13 protein-coding genes and 1 other annotated feature are annotated in these 18,064 nt (G+C 44.6%); of the genes, 3 read left to right on the top strand and 10 right to left on the bottom strand.

Annotation, left to right across the window (positions count from 1 at the left end; translation table 11 throughout):
* The first annotated feature begins 79 nt into the window (after window positions 1-79).
* Together AC4E8D_RS14185 and AC4E8D_RS14180 are read left to right on the top strand one after the other, a co-directional pair.
* The gene (locus AC4E8D_RS14185) at window positions 80-1,846 is read left to right on the top strand and encodes an ABC transporter substrate-binding protein (RefSeq protein ID WP_490206386.1); all 1,767 of its coding nucleotides are present in this window, start codon (window positions 80-82) and stop codon (window positions 1,844-1,846) included.
* A gap of 129 nt (window positions 1,847-1,975) precedes the next feature.
* A protein-coding gene (locus tag AC4E8D_RS14180; RefSeq protein WP_339183318.1) for an IS3 family transposase occupies window positions 1,976-3,309 on the top strand; the annotation gives its coding sequence in 2 pieces (ribosomal slippage) (window positions 1,976-2,378 and window positions 2,378-3,309; 1,335 coding nt in all).
* Between the two features lie 85 nt (window positions 3,310-3,394).
* On the opposite strand, the gene AC4E8D_RS14175 is transcribed toward AC4E8D_RS14180, so the two are convergent.
* The 5 genes from AC4E8D_RS14175 to AC4E8D_RS14155 all read right to left on the bottom strand — a co-directional run bounded on the left by AC4E8D_RS14175 (window position 3,395) and on the right by AC4E8D_RS14155 (window position 11,670).
* Window positions 3,395-6,022, bottom strand: coding sequence for a PAS domain S-box protein (locus tag AC4E8D_RS14175; protein ID WP_490206385.1), 2,628 nt, complete (start codon window positions 6,020-6,022; stop codon window positions 3,395-3,397).
* Between the two features lie 270 nt (window positions 6,023-6,292).
* Entirely contained in the window at window positions 6,293-8,674 is a 2,382-nt protein-coding gene (locus AC4E8D_RS14170; protein WP_490206384.1) for a polyprenyl synthetase family protein, read from the bottom strand.
* Window positions 8,675-8,861: 187 nt separating this feature from the next.
* Window positions 8,862-9,659, bottom strand: coding sequence for a sulfite exporter TauE/SafE family protein (locus tag AC4E8D_RS14165; RefSeq protein ID WP_339184738.1), 798 nt, complete (start codon window positions 9,657-9,659; stop codon window positions 8,862-8,864).
* 485 nt (window positions 9,660-10,144) lie between these two features.
* On the bottom strand, window positions 10,145-10,900 hold the full coding sequence (locus tag AC4E8D_RS14160; protein WP_047842788.1) for an SDR family NAD(P)-dependent oxidoreductase: 756 nt from the start codon (window positions 10,898-10,900) through the stop codon (window positions 10,145-10,147).
* Window positions 10,901-11,193: 293 nt separating this feature from the next.
* Entirely contained in the window at window positions 11,194-11,670 is a 477-nt protein-coding gene (locus AC4E8D_RS14155; RefSeq protein ID WP_047842787.1) for a DUF6376 family protein, read from the bottom strand.
* Window positions 11,671-11,805: 135 nt separating this feature from the next.
* Here AC4E8D_RS14155 and AC4E8D_RS14150 point away from each other — a divergent pair, with 135 nt between their 5' ends.
* Window positions 11,806-12,774, top strand: coding sequence for a bile acid:sodium symporter family protein (locus AC4E8D_RS14150; protein ID WP_339184734.1), 969 nt, complete (start codon window positions 11,806-11,808; stop codon window positions 12,772-12,774).
* Window positions 12,775-12,993: 219 nt separating this feature from the next.
* On the opposite strand, the gene asd is transcribed toward AC4E8D_RS14150, so the two are convergent.
* From asd to AC4E8D_RS14125, 5 genes are all read right to left on the bottom strand, one after another.
* Window positions 12,994-14,079: an aspartate-semialdehyde dehydrogenase gene (asd, locus tag AC4E8D_RS14145; protein ID WP_449004489.1), complete on the bottom strand. Its 1,086-nt coding sequence runs from the start codon at window positions 14,077-14,079 to the stop codon at window positions 12,994-12,996.
* Window positions 14,080-14,249: 170 nt separating this feature from the next.
* Window positions 14,250-14,526 (bottom strand) — a binding site (T-box leader).
* A gap of 190 nt (window positions 14,527-14,716) precedes the next feature.
* Window positions 14,717-15,562, bottom strand: coding sequence for a class I SAM-dependent methyltransferase (locus AC4E8D_RS14140; protein WP_449004488.1), 846 nt, complete (start codon window positions 15,560-15,562; stop codon window positions 14,717-14,719).
* Window positions 15,563-15,710: 148 nt separating this feature from the next.
* Window positions 15,711-16,583, bottom strand: coding sequence for a UTP--glucose-1-phosphate uridylyltransferase GalU (gene galU / locus AC4E8D_RS14135; protein WP_449004487.1), 873 nt, complete (start codon window positions 16,581-16,583; stop codon window positions 15,711-15,713).
* Window positions 16,584-16,600: 17 nt separating this feature from the next.
* Window positions 16,601-16,996 (bottom strand): GtrA family protein, encoded by a 396-nt coding sequence (locus tag AC4E8D_RS14130; RefSeq protein WP_490206383.1) that lies wholly within the window; start codon window positions 16,994-16,996, stop codon window positions 16,601-16,603.
* The gene (locus tag AC4E8D_RS14125) at window positions 16,989-17,975 is read right to left on the bottom strand and encodes a glycosyltransferase family 2 protein (RefSeq protein ID WP_339184724.1); all 987 of its coding nucleotides are present in this window, start codon (window positions 17,973-17,975) and stop codon (window positions 16,989-16,991) included. The genes AC4E8D_RS14130 and AC4E8D_RS14125 overlap by 8 nt, the downstream gene beginning before the upstream one ends.
* Between the last annotated feature and the right edge of the window lie 89 nt (window positions 17,976-18,064).

Below are 18,064 nucleotides of genomic sequence, written 5' to 3'. Positions count from 1 at the left end.
TAATTGTAAGGATAAAAGGGGGAAGTAAAAGTGTAAACATATGATCACACTTTTCACCTTTAATAGAGGAGTCATGGCCATGGATACCCTACATACACACTTTATAAGGCTCGCAGGTGCCGAACAACTTTCATTCAAACTTCTTGAACCTGTAGCGGTAACGATTGATAGCCTGTCCGCTGCCTTGTGCTGCACCCCACGTAATGTGAAATTCATTCTTAGAAAATTGGAGGAACAAGGCTTCATCCATTGGCAGCCCGGGCGTGGTCGTGGACATCATTCGGCGTTAACGATGCTGCGTAGCATGAATGAAGCGCTGGAAGCGAGTTTTACCGAACTTTTAGGTAAAGGCAAAATGAAAGATGCCATTGAACTCATTGGAACTGTTCAGGTGGATGATAAATTGCGAGAACAGCTCATGCTTTCCCTCCATCAACAGATGGGATTTCACAGCCACGATGAAACTGCCTCTGGTCAGGATATTCTGCGCATCATGAGGTCCCGCCAGTTAGGTGATTTGGACCCAGCCTTTGTGTATACTGCATTTGAAACCTACCTATTAAGCCAGGTCTGTAATACGTTGATCACTTATGATGCCAAGACGGAATCATTCCTGCCAGCACTGGCTCACATGTGGGAGTGCAGCGAGGACCATCGCTTATGGACCTTCTATCTCCGAAAAGGTGTGCGTTTCCACAACGGCCGTGTCATGACGTCCCGGGATGTGCAAGCGACGTTGCAACGATTGATTGATGTACATAGTCCGTCCATCTGGTTATATCGGGATATCGAACGTGCAGAAGTAGCTGGTGATTACTGCATCAAGTTTGTTCTCCATCGTCCTAATCGATTCTTCTTGCATCTGTTCAGTTGTATTCGGATGACAATCCTGCCCTATGATTACAATGTAACCAATACATTAATTGGTACCGGTCCTTTTCTGATCTCTGAGCTGAATGAGGATGTGCTGGAGCTTACTGCTTTTGATGCTTACTACGGCATCCGGCCACATCTGGATCAAGTCCATTTCTGGTTTGTGCCTGACCTGAGTCCGAATGATCGCTATTATGAGCTACCGGGGACAGATCGATTGAGTCTCGCAACAGGCTGTGATCAGACGAACAGCATCAATTATCCGGCGCTGGGTTGTCAGTATATGCTGTTCAATTTTCACAAGGAAGGCATCCATCATCATCCCTTATTTCGACAAGCTTTGCGTATCGTCTATGATTCGGTCGCGCTTGTCCGAGATCTCGGTGGGAATCGGATCACACCGGCCAGCAGCTTTCTACCGTGGAAAAGTGCAGCCCGAGACTGGACTGTTGCCTCTCTTGAGCATGCTCGTGAATTGCTGCATAACTGTGGGTACCAGGGTGAGACGGTAACATTATCGTATAAACATAATAAGGATGCAGACGTTGCGGAGTGGTTCCAGTGTCGGGCAGAGTCCATCGGTCTGAACATCAGCATGCAGGCCGTTGTGGATTATTTCAACTCAGAGGAAACCACAAACGCGCAATTGATCCTCGCTGAAGAGATCCTGGAGGAAGATTGGCAGTACGGCATGATTCACTTTTTCAAAAACCTGTCCAACCATTTTCATATGTGTATGTCTCCTGCATTCCAGTCTCAATTGGATGACAAACTGGATCATTTCGCAACGCTTCATCGGGCAGACCGTACTGCGCTCCTGGATGAAGCTGAAGCCTTGCTACGTGATCACTGCTGGATCTTGCATGGCTGTCACATGAACAAGCAGGCCGAACTGGATCAGAGCATCTTCGGCATGCAGGTAGCAGAATTCGGTTATCTGGACATCTCCAAATTGTGGATCAAAAATCCTTAGAGATATGTGCATAAAAAAGCTGCTAGCCTATTTATAAACTGTACCCTATAGAGTAGATACTTTAAAAAAGTCTCTCTATGGGGTATTTTTGTTATATACCATGTACGAGACAAGGACGGAGAACGATTAATGAGTAAGAAAACATTTACAACAAGCGAACTAGAGCAACTTGCTACAAATCCCTATGTGAAGTCTGTTTCGACCAAGGGAATCACTTATACGGACGAGTTCAAACAACTCTTTATTACATTAAATCAGCAAGAAAGGCTGCCTAGAGAGATCTTTGAGACTTGTGGATTTGACGTTCAGATCATTGGAATGACTCGGGTCAAAGCCGCAGCCGACCGATGGAGAGCCAGTTACAACGAGCAAGGGGCTATAGGCTTACAAGATACACGAGGCAAACATTCAGGAGAGTCTCTAAAACGAGAGTTAACCTTGGCAGAAAAGAACGCGAAACTCGAAGCGCAGATTCACCTGCTCCAAGCAGAGAATGAACTCTTAAAAAAGATTCGCCTGGCCGAACGGGGGTGGAACCACGAGTAAAACTAACGCCTAGCCTTCGATACAGGTTAATCCGAACCGTGATTGAGAAATACCATCTTCAGCGAATGGTAAGTGTTCTGTGTGAGACTGCTGGGGTCTCCAAAAGCGGATATTACCGATACTGGAGCACTTCAGCCATTCACAGACGCACGAAGAAGGAACAGGTTGATGAGGAAATAGGTGTGTACATTCGTCAAGCCTTCCAGTTTAAGAAACGTAACAAGGGCGCTCGTTCCATTAAGATGACGCTGCAAGGACAATTTCAGATCATTTGGAATCTCAAGCGCATCCGAAGAATCATGAAAAAATACGATATTGTATGCCCTCATCGACGAGCTAATCCCTACAAACGAATGATGAAGGCAACCCATGAACATCGAACCATGCCTAACCTGTTACAACGCAACTTCAAACAAGGCATCCCGGGCAAAGTACTTCTAACAGATATTACATACTTAAGTTACGGCCAAGGGAAACGCGCCTATCTGTCCACCATTAAGGATAGTTCCACCAATGAAATTTTGGCTTATCATGTGTCGGAGCGAATGACGATGGATCTGGCGACAAACACGTTGCTTCACTTACAGAAAAATCGCAAATTCAAGAAGAGTCGTAATGCCTTCATTCATTCCGATCAAGGTACGCATTACACTCATCCGGATTTTCAGAAGAAAGTGAAACGGATGGGGCTTGGACAATCCATGTCAAGACGAGGAAATTGTTGGGATAACGCACCGCAGGAGTCGTTTTTTGGTCATTTTAAGGATGAAACTTCCTTAAAGAGCTATGCCACGTTAGACGAAGTCAAACGTGAAGTTAAAGCCTATATGACCTACTATAATCACTATAGATACCAGTGGAACCTAAAAAGGATGACCCCTGTACAATACAGAGATCATCTTCTTGAAGCCATATAGTTTTTTTTAGAAATGTCCTTTACATAGGGTACAGTTTATTATATAAGCTAGCAGCTTTTTGCTCATGAATCCATTTTTAGCGCGCTCAGAGATTATTTTTGATGTAATAGGTCTCCAATGCTTGCATAATGGACTCAATTTTTATCGGTTTGCTGACATACGCATCCATGCCTGCCTTCAAGCAGTTCTCCATGTCTCCTCTTACGGCATTTGCAGTCACCGCAATAATATATGGACAATCCTCAGAGGACTTTAATTCTTTAATCATTTTTGTCGCTTCGAATCCATCCAGTCTTGGCATATGCACATCCATGAAGACAATATCGTATGCATTGTGTTTGACCGCCTCAACCGCCTCAACACCGTCCACGACATGATCCACAACATGTCCTTTTTTCTCGATTATTCTGCTAAGGACGAGTTGGTTCACTTCATTGTCTTCTGCAATTAAAATCCGCAAAGCGGATGTTCTGTTCTTTTTCTGTTGTTGATCTAACCTGTTGCCCTCTTCACCGTTCGTTAATTTAAAGCGTGCAGTAAATACAAATATTGTACCCGGCTCATCCGATTCCTCGATCCAGATATCTCCCTGCATAAGCTCCACCAATTTTTTGCTAATGGCAAGGCCAAGACCCGTGCCCTGAGGTTTGCGAGTCATGAAATTCTCCAGTTGGTAGAATGGCTCAAATAATTGTTGTTTTCTCTCAACCGGAATCCCAATACCCGAATCCTTCACTTTAAAATAAAGCTGTACGGTATTGCCACACTTCTCCTTAATGCCAACGTCAATTTCAACGCCGCCCTCTGAAGTGAACTTAACCGCGTTGCCAATGATATTGGTAAGTACCTGTTTAAGACGGTAAGCATCACCATACACAGGAGTCGGAATGGCGTCATCTACGCACATACGAACATCCAACTTCTTTTCGCGAGCCAGTGGTTTTACGATTTGCACGGTCTCTGTGACGATTTCTGCGAGATCAAAAGGATCATCTACCAGATCGGTTTTGCCTGACTCAATTTTGGAAAAATCAAGAATATCATTAATGATGGCGAGTAAGGAATCTCCGCTCTTCTGGATGATTTCGATATATTCCTTCTGTTCCCCGCTAAGACCAGGGGTATCCAGAAGCAAATCCGTCATCCCAATTACACCGTTCATTGGTGTACGAATTTCATGACTCATCATCGCAAGAAACTCACTTTTGGCCTTATTCATTCTCTCGGCTGTCTCTTTGGCAACTAGCAGCTTCTTCTGCTCCGTAATATCCTTTGCAATCAAGTAGTACCCGACATTAGAGTTATTAATAATGATCGGAGCAAGCGTAGCCAAGACTTCTGTCTCGGTTCCATCCGTATGACGAACAACATTGATTTCCTTTTCGGCCAACTCATTGTTACTGCGCAGGATCAGACCGAGATTACTCGCTCCAATAAATCTGCTTATGCTTGTATCGATCATTTCAGCCACGGGACAACCCGTCAGTTTCACCGCTACTGGATTCGCATTCATAATATTACCATCCATGTTAAACGAGATAATGGCGTCGTGATTATATTTCTTAAGTGAAGTGTATCGCTCCACAGATTCCTGCAATTTAAATTCAATACGTTTACGTTCAGTGATATCCTGTAGTGTTCCGTTCAGCTGAACTGGTTGCTGATATTCATCGAGCGTGATCAGCCCGCGTAAGTGAAGATACTTCTCACTTCCATCAGAGCTACTGTGCTTGTATTCAAAATCAAGCGGTTTTCCTTGTTTTACCCATTGCAATTGTTCTTGTAAAGAAGCTATGTCTGCAGCATTCATAACTTTAAAAACATCATTTGCACAGTATGATTTACGGGTGCGCTCAAGCTCAAAAATCTCAAAAATCTGATCGGAAAGCGCGATCTGGTCTTTGACCATATCCCACTCCCAACTGCCAATCAAAGCGATGCGTTCAGCCTCTGCACTGATGTCTTTATGTTTTTTTCGTTCGGATACATCTCGTCCAATCGAAAGAATCTGCTGTCCATGCTCAGCATCACCAAAGACCTTGTATGTGGTCTCGAACCACAGATAATGTCCCTCTTTATGACGGACCCTGATATTCAACAGATTTCCTTTAGTCAAGTCCATCTGTGAGATCCGTTCCACATCTTGTGGGTGAAAATATGCATCATTATTTTGACCAATCACTTCTTCTGGCGAATAACCCAACAAAAGTTGGACTGAGGGAGAGCAGAATCGACAAACGCCCTCCTGATCAGCAATATAGATGATCTCCTGAGCATGATCTGTAATAAGTTTGAACATCTCTTCACTATGCAGAAGTTTTTGTTCAGACATTTTGCGGTCAGTTATATCAACAATATGGCAAATGAAGTAAAGAGGTTCATCCGTAATTTCACTACGAACTAATGAAACATGCAATGAAATCCATAAGATGTTACCTTTTTTATGAATATAACGTTTTTCATATTGATACTCTTTCGATTTCCCTTCGAATAACTCGCAATTATAGATCACATCTTGTGGTGAATCATCCGGATGCGTAATATCCTGGTAGGTGAGCTTCGTTAATTCCTCATACGTATAACCCAGCATACAGCAAAATGCGGGATTCACTTTTCTCCATTCTCCTGTCGAAGCAACGAGTGCAATTCCAATAGGTGCTTGGTTGTATATCTGCTCGAACAATTCGTGATGGTCGACCTTTTGAACCTGCATTGTAAACTCTCCTTTTGGCATATAAACTCATGTTATAAATAGTCGAAAGTTAATTTTAATTGGAAGGAAGTTGTTCCACAAAGGATCGGTTTGTTTTAAAACCATAATACCAGCTTAGTACCCAAAAATTGAGTTATTGAAACATATCTTTTCAAAAGTTTGGTGTCTACAAAGTCAAACAAGGCCTGGAATCCATCCAATGGAATCCCGACCTTTGTCATTATATATCATAATAAGTCATATGCAACACGGAATCGTTAGTAAAACGGGTTAGCGCTCGCGACCAATAAGATAATCCAATAAATGTCTCAGGAAGGGAATAGGTTTCGGCATCTCGTTCAATGCATCTGTAGCAAGACAATAATGCTCCCACATCGCTTTCTTCGCGCCTTCATCACCCAGAATAGACACAAAGGTTGAATTGTTGTTCCGCTCATCCTGACCTGCAGGTTTCCCAAGAATGAGGTGATTTCCCTCGAAATCCAGCAAGTCGTCCTTGATCTGGAAGGCGATCCCTGCATGATAAGCGAACTTTTTCAGCGCAGCCATCTCCGGTTCCTTCACTTGGGCAAGTATCGCTGGCATAACCAAGGCAGCTTCGAAGGCAATGCCAGTTTTGTAAAAACAGATCATGTTCAACTGCTCCAGCGTCAATGGCTTGCCCTTGGAGTTCAGATCCATCGCCTGCCCCATACACATATCCTCTGCTTTTTCAGCTGAATATTGAATGAGAGTGAGCACGGTGGCCGCATCAAAGCGATCCAATGATGACTGTTCTCCAATTGCCTTCTGAATGAGAAACAGGCCCGTGAGCTCCGCTGTGGCGCTATTGTGTACCTGATGCAGCGTGGAACGTCCACGCCTTGTCGAAGCATTATCCTGCGTAGGCAGATCATCAAAGATCAGGGAAGCGGTATGCATGTACTCCAATGATCTTAGCAGCGGAACGATGGATGATTCATGAAGACCATACTCGCGCACGCCCATAACCCAAGTTAATATCGGACGTAGCCTTTTTCCGTCGCCCTGCAAGCTGTAATTGGCCGCATCGATCAGCGTTTCTTTCATCTCATGAAGTCCACCTGGCTTGGCTATCTGCAACTCCACATTAATCTGTTCGCGAACCGTTCGAATGGTCTGCTTGAACTCCTCTTTCTCCTGCTTGTCATTTCTCAATTGAAGCACGACCTGATCCCGTAACAATTTATCAAGGAAATCAACGTCATCTGCTTTTCGCACCATCTGTTGAACCAGTTGATTGAATTCAGGCTGCCCAGAGGCAAAGATCGTCATCACTTCATCATATTTTTGCTGCCCCAACCGTTCTTTACAACGCTTCAGCCCGTTGATCGCACGATCCAGTATAACCTCACGGGTCTTGGCATCCGAGTTATATACATCATGGATTAGATGAGAGATGACTGCCCAATACAATTCATATGGATTAATCAAGTCGGGACGCAAATCTCGATACTTCAAATAGTACGTATATGGAGTTACTGCCCCTTCTTCCATATCGTCAAACATATCAGCAAAATCATCGGCCAACTGATTATATATCCCGTAATAGAACGTCCGCAGATCAAATCCTTCATCCACTGGTGCACTGAGAACAGACCGGACGATTAATCGGGAAGAAGAAGATTTGATAATAATCGGAATGTACAATTCTTCATTCGTATAATTCGCATTGGCTAATTTCTTGTTGCGATCGATCTCCTGAGACTGAAAGAATACATAGGATTGCTCTAAAAACGTGCGCTGTTTCTCTGGATGCTGATAGTCCTTAATGTACTCAAATGCTTCCCGAAGCTCGGAATGTACATATTCAATTACTTCAAGATTGCTGCCTTTCCACTCTCCCAGATCAGGGACGACCCCGGTAAGAAGTGCATCACGTATCATCAGGGAATATTGTTCTTTTTCCTGAACAGTCAAAGCTTGAGAATCCAGCAGATCATCCACAAATGGATACGTCAAACCGTACGAATAACCAAGTCGAATCGCCGCATCAAATCTCCGGGCCCGTTCTTCTGGTGGTGTCTGCTCGTTCATCTCATCGTCCACATGAAGGACCACGCCCAGAATGATCTTAATGAGCTTCCGTTGCGCCTGCTCTGCATCCAGCTCCTTCGGAATGTTGGATGCTACATGCTTTAATTTGTTCATCACCCAGATGACAGCCGTTTCAATGTGCTCCTTCTGTCCCCAGCGGTACAACGCAGCCAGACTGATATAATCAGGCTGTCCTTTGCACCCAGTAGCGGAGCCCATAAAGTATTTTTTGGTATTCTGGACAACGTGCTGAATTCGGGCCTGCGTACCCGGAGAATCAAGGGCTTGCCCCAGATCCCGCATATAAATATAGGAGATACTCCGATCCAGGTAATCATCCAGCTTTCCTGTAGTATTCAGCCAGTGGATATATCTATGAACATCCCGGGGATCCGGTTTTCTTTTGCTAGGTGATAAAAGAGAAAGCCAGGCAAAACGATGAATATGTTTTTTTTGCCATACATGAATATCTTGGGTAAGTGCTGTTGTATACGTATTATCGTTAAGTTGCTGCCTAAGAGAAGTAAAATACTGAGATGCTTTCTGCTCAGCTAGCCGATATCCTGCATCAGCCTGTTCTGTAAGTACGTTATTCATAGGGTGGATACCTCAACTTCTATTAATGTTAAACATGTATCCATGAAAGGAGATGAGGTGCTCCATGGACGAAAACTGAACTCATTTGATCGTGTATCCAACGCTTCAGCTCATGTTCATAACCTTTATACGGCGATCCAACCGTTTGGTTACGAAATCGTCACTGTTCATTCCCATATACGTGGTTTTACAGAATGGATGACCAGACTTTGACCGCTGTAATGGCGATAAGTACGATTAATGCATATCGAAGTACCCTCACATTGATCATCGAACTAACCCGTGAACCAAGGGATGCCCCGAGCAAACTGCCGATCACCGTATAGATGATGGGTTCCATCGGAATGTCTTCACCCGTAATTTTCCCTATAACGCCGCCGATTGCAGAGATAAATACAATCGCCAGTGAAGAAGCAATCGTCGTTCGTACGGGGATGTTGAGAATCGTCAGCATGATAGGAATAAGGATAAAGGCACCACCCGCACCAACAATTCCTGATACAATACCTACTGCAAAAGCAGTGCCTGCTGCAATCCATCGGTTAAACACCAGTGGAGCTGAGGTATCAAGCTTTCCCTTTCCGGGAATCAGCATAAGCACAATCGCCATGATCGCCAGAATGCCATAGATCAGATTAATAACCCTTCCGTCCAGATGACCGGATATGAACCCGCCGATCAGACTGCCAGCAAGAATGCTGGAGCCCATGTATAGCACCAAACCGCGGTGAACGATCGCCCCACCACTTCTACCCGTTCGTACTTTTCTGCGGAATGCAATCACACCGGCAAGTGAAGCGAAAAACACTTGAAACATACTAATCGACGATACCTGATGTGCTGAGAACGGCTCCAATCCCATCCAGGATGGAACATATAACAGCAGCGGATAATTGATAATGGCCCCACCAATACCCAACAAACCGGAGAAGAATGAACCGACCAGACCCAGTATAAACATGATGACAAAAAGCAGAAGATCCATCGGTTATGCGCTTCCTTTCGTGCAATATAAATCTCATTTCGATATCACTCAAAAGTGCTATACACACCGAATATTATCCGTTATAATAAAAACCAAGTAAATTAATCCGAAATGAGTGATTAAGCATGTTTAACGTGTTGAAGACTCTTTTTGAAAATAAATGTCCACAGTGCAACGAAAAATTACAAGTTCATAACGATGCGCTATGTTCGACGAAAACTTGTTCTCAATGTCATTACAAAGAAGAGAGTTATGGCTCTCTTGGCGTTCGAATTGTATATGACACCACAAAATGATAAAAAGCTATAGCCTTGTTAATTGTATCACGATCTCTGAATTTTCGGGATGATTCGACAAACTTATTTCCCTCTCACATGCTACGATTACTTTATAATGAAAATACAAAAACGGTGCAAAACGAATAAATCGTTCTGCACCGTTTTTCTGTTTTTTTGAGATGAGTTGCCTTAATTATAAAAGGGGACTTATTTGGTTTTGAAGCTGAGGAATCCATCATCTACGGCTACGGTTGTACCGTTCACTGCGCTTGCTGCATCACTGAACAGGAAGGTAACCACACTGGCTACTTTCTCTGGTTGAATGAGCTCTCCACGCATATGTTGAGTAGCAAGCGCATCCTTCATGGCTTGGTCATCACCCAGAATCGGTGTTTCGATAAAACCAGGTGCTACACCAACTACACGAATTCCATGTTCAGCAAGTTCCAATGCACCGGATTTGGACATCATAACAACCGCAGCCTTAGCTGCGTTGTAGTTGAAGCTGCCTACTGCAGCAACACTTCCATAGATCGAAGCTGTATTTACAATGGTACCTTGTACATTTAATTCAACCATTTTTTTCGCGCCATAATACATACCGTAGTATACACTGTGCTGATCTACATCAATGACTCTGTGATAGGATTCCGGGTCCATCTCCAGAAATGGCTTCACAAGTCCAATGCCTGCGTTATTGAAAATACCGCTCAATGTACCATATTGCTCTACGGTCCAGTCGATCAGGGCTTTGATCTCGTCCCCCTTGGATACATCCACTTTGTACGCGCCCGCTGTTCCGCCTGCTGCTTCAATCTCTGCCGCAAGCTTCTTCGCTCCGTCTTCATTATAGTCAGCGACAACAATAGTCGCACCTTGATCCGAAAGTTGAAGTGCTGTCTCTTTACCAATACCACTTGCTCCACCTGTAATAATGATTACTTTTCCATTGTGTTGAGTCATGACACCGTTCTCCTTTGGCAAAATATATTTAAGGGCAGTTCAAAACTTATAGTAAGTAACTATATTTTATTAACTTATATACTTATCATACGCCTCTGTCCCAACCTTGTCAAACCATAGATCATCTTCACATAAATATGAGATAAATGTCATATACATCTCCTATTTACATGATATAGTCTAGCTCCTGTGATATTAAATATGCATCCGTTTGGGAAATAAAAAAGCGAGCATAACGGTAATTCAATCATTCCGATATCTCGCCCTTATAAAATATTGAAAATTAATTCAACTTATTCACCCTGAAGTCCGCTAAGCGGATCTTTCAAATTATTGATGTTCGTGATCAGTTCAGGAATGCCTGTCTTCTCCCAATTTTCTGCCGTAAAACCTTGTTCTGCAATTGTATTCTCGAAATTGTCCACGACTTCTGTTAATTGTGTATTATAACTAACCAGATTCTCATGAATGCTCTCTCCTATTGCAGGAGCAGTCAACTGAGAAAATTCACTTGCTTCTGCTTGGATCAGATCGATTTTCTCCTGAATCTGCGTTGTAATCTCCGGATTATTCACCGCACCCGATGCGAGCTCTTGCAGATCAGCCCCGGCGTTTGATACCTGTTCTATATAATCAGTAGCCCCACTCACATAATTTAAACTTTGATTAGCTTGTTCCACGACTGAACAGGCTGAAATCAAAAGAATACTTGATGCAATAAGACCTGTCATCATTAATGTGTGCTTTCTTTTTCTTATGAACATGATCATCTCCCTTTCTCCTAATCGGAATCCTTGTTCCAAGTCCATGATACCTGTTCAGACTGCTTCATTGCAAATGGGTCTGCAGCCAGCGTTATTAACATGTATAATAGTAAAATCACACGGTAAAGGGATGTCATGATTATGCTTCAAGCCTTGAACCAACGCTTGAACCGCATCATGCCACTGATTACCCCAATCAGTATTATTATTGGCGTGTTATGCGGGAGTTTTCTTTCTTCTTATACCTTTTTATCCCCTTGGCTTTTTGCGTTCATGACGTTCGCTGGAAGTATCAGTCTGGGGATACGGGATTTTGTGAACGTGCTGAAGAAGCCGTTCCCCCTGTTTGTATGTCTGTTTATTTTGCATTTGGCGATGCCTCTAATTGCTCTTGGTATGGGTCATTTGGTTTTCCCTACAGATGCGTATACCATAACAGGACTTGTTCTGGCAGCCGTGATTCCGACAGGAATAAGCAGCTTCATCTGGGTCAGTATATATCGGGGCAATATCGCACTTACGCTATCCATCATCCTGATTGATACCATGCTTGCTCCTTTTGTAGTGCCAGGAGTGTTATCCCTGTTAATCGGAACCAGTGTCACACTGGATACGGCAGCCATGATGAGCAGTCTGTTCTGGATGATTGTTGTGCCATCCCTGCTCGGTATGCTGCTGAATGAGTGGACCAAAGGCGCCATTGTCCCGGTCTGGGGACCGAGGTTGAATCCGTTGTCCAAATTGTTCATGGCATCAGTCGTCGCGATTAACGGATCTGTCGTTGCACCTTACTTGGCTGATTTCAACTGGAAGTTGGCTGGACTTGCGGTCATCATTATTTTCCTGGCATCAGTCGGTTATGCACTAAGTTACTTCATCGCCCGATTGTTGGGCTGGAATGAGGCTGATCAGGTCGCACTGGTGTTCAATGGAGGGATGCGTAATATCAGCGCAGGTGCAGTACTCGCTGTTTCGTATTTTCCGCCACCAGTTGCTGTCCCGGTTGTGCTTGGCATGGTATTTCAACAGATGCTTGCTTCATTAACAGGTTATCTGCTCGGTCGTCGCTCTCAGCTTCTGCAAAAGTCGGATAAGACATCTGCGGCCTAACAAAATACTGGAATGTAAAAAAACGCCGACACAATTGTCGGCGTTTTTCGTTACTATAACCCTCTACTGTTATCTCTGCTGTATTCTCTGTAGTCTCTTTAATTTAATTCTGCCCATTCTGGTCCCTGCCCACAATAGAAAAAAACCATCAACGAGTGATGGTTATTTTTCTAATCATTTTTTTCAAAAATCTGCTGTTGCTCATGGTACTTAGTACACTTATTTCGGCTGAATATATCCTTCAGCTTTAAGCAGTTCTGCGATCAGAACCGCACCACCTGCCGCTCCACGGAGCGTGTTGTGGGACAATCCCACGAATTTGTAATCATAGAGTGAGTCTTCGCGCAGTCGGCCTGTGGAGACACCCATTCCGCGTTCGATGTCACGATCCAGTTTCGTCTGTGGTCTGTTTTCTTCTTCAAAATACGTAATGAATTGTTTCGGTGCGCTTGGCAGAGCCAGCTCTTGTGGACGGCCTTTGAACTGCAACCAACGCTCCAGAATTTCGTCTTTGCTTGGTTTTTTCTCGAAGTTTACAAACACCGTAGCCAGATGTCCATCCGTTACCGGTACACGAATACATTGTGTTGTAATTAATGGGGCAGATGCTTTGACGATCTGGTTGTTCTCAATGCAACCCCAGATCCGCAGTGGTTCCTGCTCACTCTTCTCTTCTTCGCCACCGATGTATGGAATGACATTATCAAGCATATCTGGCCAGTCCGTAAAGTTTTTACCTGCTCCCGAAATTGCTTGATACGTGGAAGCAACAACCTGAGTCGGATTGAACTCACGCAAAGCGTGCAGTGCTGGCACATAGCTCTGAATTGAGCAGTTTGGTTTTACAGCAATGAATCCGGTTTTTGTGCCCAGTCGTTTGCGTTGAGCTTCAATCACGTCCAGATGTCCCGGGTTAATCTCAGGGATTACCATGGGTACATCTGCTGTCCAGCGGTGAGCGGAGTTGTTGGACACGACAGGTGTGCCTGTTCTAGCGTAAGCTTCTTCGAGCGCTTGAATCTCATTCTTTTTCATATCAACCGCGCAGAAAATAAAATCAACCTGACTGGCAAAAGCCTCTACCTGGGAAGCATCCTGAACAACGATTTTCTTCACCGCTTCCGGAATAGGAACTGCGAGTTTCCATCTGCCTTGTACGGATTCTTCATATGTTTTACCTGCCGAATTGGCGCTTGCAGAAATAGCTGTTACTTCAAACCATGGATGCTGATCAAGCAGGTCCACAAAACGTTGACCTACCATTCCCGTTCCTCCGACGATACCGACTTTCAATTTTGCTGACATTCAATCATCATTTCCTTTCGGTTTGAGTGATTCTTCTCTTGAATCAATATCATAACTCACTAAAAACGTATTATGAAATGGACTCCTTAATTAACACTATTCAGGCAATTCCAAAGCGTGTAGTCACAGCCCCGGAAAAACCAAAAAATCCCATCCCCAAGACAATAAGTCTCAGGGACGAGATTGAACTCTCGTGGTACCACCCAGATTCGCCGATATGTCACCATATCCGCCTCTTCAAGTAAAGGTTTACAACCATGTTGCTAGCTGTAGACCGTTCATACTCTAGCTCTGTAACAGGAGCTCCTGTCACACCATCCCTTAATGCTAAGTTCCGATGTGCTGCTCTGAGTCTTTATTCAATAAAAGATTCTTTACTCCTTTTCAGCTGCCGGAGCTCTCTTTGAAAGAATGAATTTTATCTACTCGTCTCTTCGTCGCATTTGATATTGCGATTATAATATCAAAATTACTGTGATGAAGTAAACACATTTTTTTTAGATCATGGAATTTATATGTTTCCAGCAGAGCTGAACCATTGTTTATCGCAAGAAAACTTCAGCTAAATGCGGTCTGTCTTCTGTGAAAAGTACATGATAGACGTTTTTATTATAATATACTGCAAATAGCTATTTCCTTACTGCTTTTTGGCAACCATCGCATATGTTCCCAGAGGACTCCCAGGCCCCAAGGCATGATGTGTCCTAAGTAATTTCAGTTCGGACAGAAGAAGTGTTTTCACTTTGTCCGGGATCGGGAGCATTTGCAGTTCCACAGGCGCTTCTGCCAGTGTCATTTCGGTTTCCCAGTGACCGTCCTGTAGCTCGGGAGAATGGATCGAAGTCTCTTCCTTAATCGTCCAGCCTGCTGCAGAGACAAGCTCTTGGATATCCTCCGGTGTAAAAAGCGTGCGCACATTGGAGAAGCTGTTCTCCTTGTAACATTCGACCTGGGACTGAATCAGAACGGATAACCAATGTGAGAGCTGGCTCACATCTGTAACTCGCGCATCCCATTCTGCGAAACATAACTGATGCCCCCACGTCCTAACCTTGCTAAGAATCTGGGCGAGTTCGTCAAACGATCTCAAGTACCAAGAACAATGGGAAAGTACGATCACATCAAACTCATTCTCGGCAAATTGAGCCTGATCACTTAGAATGTCGTAGTCATAATCCATTCGAATCCGATCACCCAGTGGAGATCTCCGTAGCTTGGCTGCCGCTTCGCCTACGGTCAGTGGTGCACCATAATCCTCTGGTGCAATATCTACACCATGAACGTACCCATTCTCCCCCACCAGATGTGCAAGCACGGCCGTTGTATCTCCCTGACCACATCCGATTTCCAGAACGCGGCTGCCTTCCTGTATCCCCCAAAAGAGTCCCAGTTTCATCCGATGCTCGGTCTGAATGTATTGAATGGCGGCGTTGTCCTCCACGTCCATATACTTAATAAGGTCCCTGATGATAGATTCATTCATAATTCTTCACCCCTCAAACAGCAACTTAAATTTCTTGCTTATTGTAGCGTTACAGGCTGCATTGCACAATGCTAGAGTCTTGACAGAACCATGGCACAAACGAGATCCCGCCCTACAGTACATCTAAACCTCTACTATATATCAATTCCTATGCCCACTGGGTTGCAAGGCTCTGAAGATATGGTGTCAGCATGGGCTGTAATTCCTTGCGCATCAGTCCGATCTCCAAGATCGCCTGAATATATCCGAATTGATCGCCTATATCGTAGCGATGCCCCTCCAGTTCAAGGGCCAACAGTTCCTCCACCTGACTTACTTCTTTTAAGGCATCCGTTAACTGATATTCCCCTCCAGCCCCTCTCTCGATCTGATCCAGAATAGGAAAGATGGAAGGTTTCAGAATGTATCGTCCCATTACAGCTGTTCGGGATGGCGCTTCTCCAAGGGAAGGTTTTTCGACCAGATTGGTGACCCGGTGAACCCGGTCCTCTGCACCCTTCGAATCTATGATGCCATATTTGCTCACATTTGCCGCGTCTACCTGACGGACACCAATGATCTGGTTGCCTGTCTTTTCATAGAGATGGACCATCTGTGCAAGTGCAGGCGGATCAGACACCATAATGTCATCTCCCAGCAATACAGCGAAGGCATCATCTCCTACAAATTGCCGTGCGCACCCAATGGCATGCCCCAGACCCAGCGGTTCTTTTTGACGAATAAAATGAATATTGGCCATCTCGCTGATAGCCTGCACCTCTTCCAGTAAAGACTGTTTGCCCTTGGCATATAAAGAGTGTTCAAGTTCAACCGATTTATCAAAATGGTCCTCTATGGATTTTTTGTTGCGTCCGGTCACAATGAGGATATTCTCAATGCCTGATTGCACTGCTTCTTCAACAATGTATTGGATGGCCGGTTTGTCAACAATCGGTAACATCTCTTTGGGCTGTGCTTTCGTCGCTGGCAGGAAACGGGTTCCGAGACCCGCTGCCGGAATAACTGCTTTCTTAATTCGCATATCATCATAGACTCCTTTCATATGTTCGTTGTACGAAACACCCAATATCTGCTGGCCATATAGTTCAGAACCATCCCCATCAAGGTCGCCAGGATTTTACTCATCACGAGACTCCAACCCAGCATATCGTGCAAAGTCATCAGTATGAGAGCGGATAACGCGAGAACGATAAGATTGGTGATTAGAAAACGAATAAGTTTCGCTCTATCACTCCCTCCTCGTGCCGTATCTCGAAAAGTCCATCTGCCGTTCAGCCAATAACTGTTCGCAACACCGCAGCTGTACGAGATTACTTGAGCCATCAGAACCGGTACACCGACCACCGCAAGCAAAGCAAACACCACCGCATCCACTGCCGTATTTGCAACACCCACAATACCGAACTTGAAGAGTGTCACCAGACGCTTAGTCATGATGAGCAACTCGGGCTGTCAATCGGGATTGTGCTTGCTGGCCCTCGGCATGAACCACATCTCTCACAATGTATAGTGGACGCGCCTTGGTCTCATCATAGATCCGGCCCACGTACTCGCCCAGAATGCCCAGCATGATCAGGATGAATCCGTTAAACATCAGCATGATACTCACAATAGATGGCCATCCCTTAATGGTTGAATCCGTAAAGATTGCCGAACCAATAACCGTTAACATATAGATAAATCCGCCAACCGACAGGATCGCACCTACATAACCTGCGAGTTTGAGCGGTTTATACGAAAATGAAGTAATACCGTCCAGGCTCAGTTTCAGCATGCGTTTTAGCGGATATTTTGTTTCACCTGCCAGACGTTCATCGCGTTCATATTCAATCGCAGTCTGACGAAATCCGACCCAACTGACCAACCCGCGCACAAACCGGTTTTTCTCCGGAAGACGTTTCATCTCATCACATACTTTGCGGTCAATCAGGCGAAAATCTCCGGTGTCCACTGGAATATCCGTATCCGTCGACGCACGCAGTACACGGTAGAACAGACTTGCCGACCATTTCTTGAAGCGAGTTTCACCGCTTCGTCTGGTGCGACGGGCATATACGACTTCATAGCCCTCTTTCCATTTGGCGATCATATCCAGTATCAGTTCGGGAGGGTCCTGCAGATCCGCATCAATAATAACGACCGCATCCCCCACTGCATAATCCATGCCCGCTGTTATCGCAATCTGATGTCCGAAGTTACGGGCAAAATCAATCAGTTTCACACTCTCGTCCCAACGGGCGTAGTCACGGATCATTAGAGCACTTCGATCCATGCTGCCATCATTGACAAACAACAGTTCATAACTCTCTCCTGTGCTGCCCATGACCTTCTTCAGGCGTCGATAAGTCTCCTCGATCACCGCTTCTTCGTTATACATGGGAATAATAATGCTATATCGGTACGCGTGAGCCATGTTTGTCCCCTCCCTTTTCCCATGGACTTCGTCCGAGATTTTCACTCTATACAAACTGCACACTTCGATGACAGAACAACCCTCCAATC

Source organism: Paenibacillus sp. SRL342 (assembly GCF_984798905.1).
Note: the sequence above shows the minus strand (reverse complement) of the source record. Positions and strands in the feature narration are given on the sequence as shown.

Bases quoted from the DNA above. Each gene is read 5' to 3' on its own strand.
- AC4E8D_RS14185 (WP_490206386.1), top strand. From the start codon at position 80: ATGGATACCCTACATACACACTTTATAAGGCTCGCAGGTGCCGAACAA.
- AC4E8D_RS14175 (WP_490206385.1), bottom strand. From the start codon at position 6,022: ATGCAGGTTCAAAAGGTCGACCATCACGAATTGTTCGAGCAGATATAC.
- AC4E8D_RS14170 (WP_490206384.1), bottom strand. From the start codon at position 8,674: ATGAATAACGTACTTACAGAACAGGCTGATGCAGGATATCGGCTAGCT.
- AC4E8D_RS14165 (WP_339184738.1), bottom strand. From the start codon at position 9,659: ATGGATCTTCTGCTTTTTGTCATCATGTTTATACTGGGTCTGGTCGGT.
- AC4E8D_RS14160 (WP_047842788.1), bottom strand. From the start codon at position 10,900: ATGACTCAACACAATGGAAAAGTAATCATTATTACAGGTGGAGCAAGT.
- AC4E8D_RS14155 (WP_047842787.1), bottom strand. From the start codon at position 11,670: ATGATCATGTTCATAAGAAAAAGAAAGCACACATTAATGATGACAGGT.
- AC4E8D_RS14150 (WP_339184734.1), top strand. From the start codon at position 11,806: ATGCTTCAAGCCTTGAACCAACGCTTGAACCGCATCATGCCACTGATT.
- asd (WP_449004489.1), bottom strand. From the start codon at position 14,079: ATGTCAGCAAAATTGAAAGTCGGTATCGTCGGAGGAACGGGAATGGTA.
- AC4E8D_RS14140 (WP_449004488.1), bottom strand. From the start codon at position 15,562: ATGAATGAATCTATCATCAGGGACCTTATTAAGTATATGGACGTGGAG.
- galU (WP_449004487.1), bottom strand. From the start codon at position 16,583: ATGCGAATTAAGAAAGCAGTTATTCCGGCAGCGGGTCTCGGAACCCGT.
- AC4E8D_RS14130 (WP_490206383.1), bottom strand. From the start codon at position 16,996: ATGACTAAGCGTCTGGTGACACTCTTCAAGTTCGGTATTGTGGGTGTT.
- AC4E8D_RS14125 (WP_339184724.1), bottom strand. From the start codon at position 17,975: ATGGCTCACGCGTACCGATATAGCATTATTATTCCCATGTATAACGAA.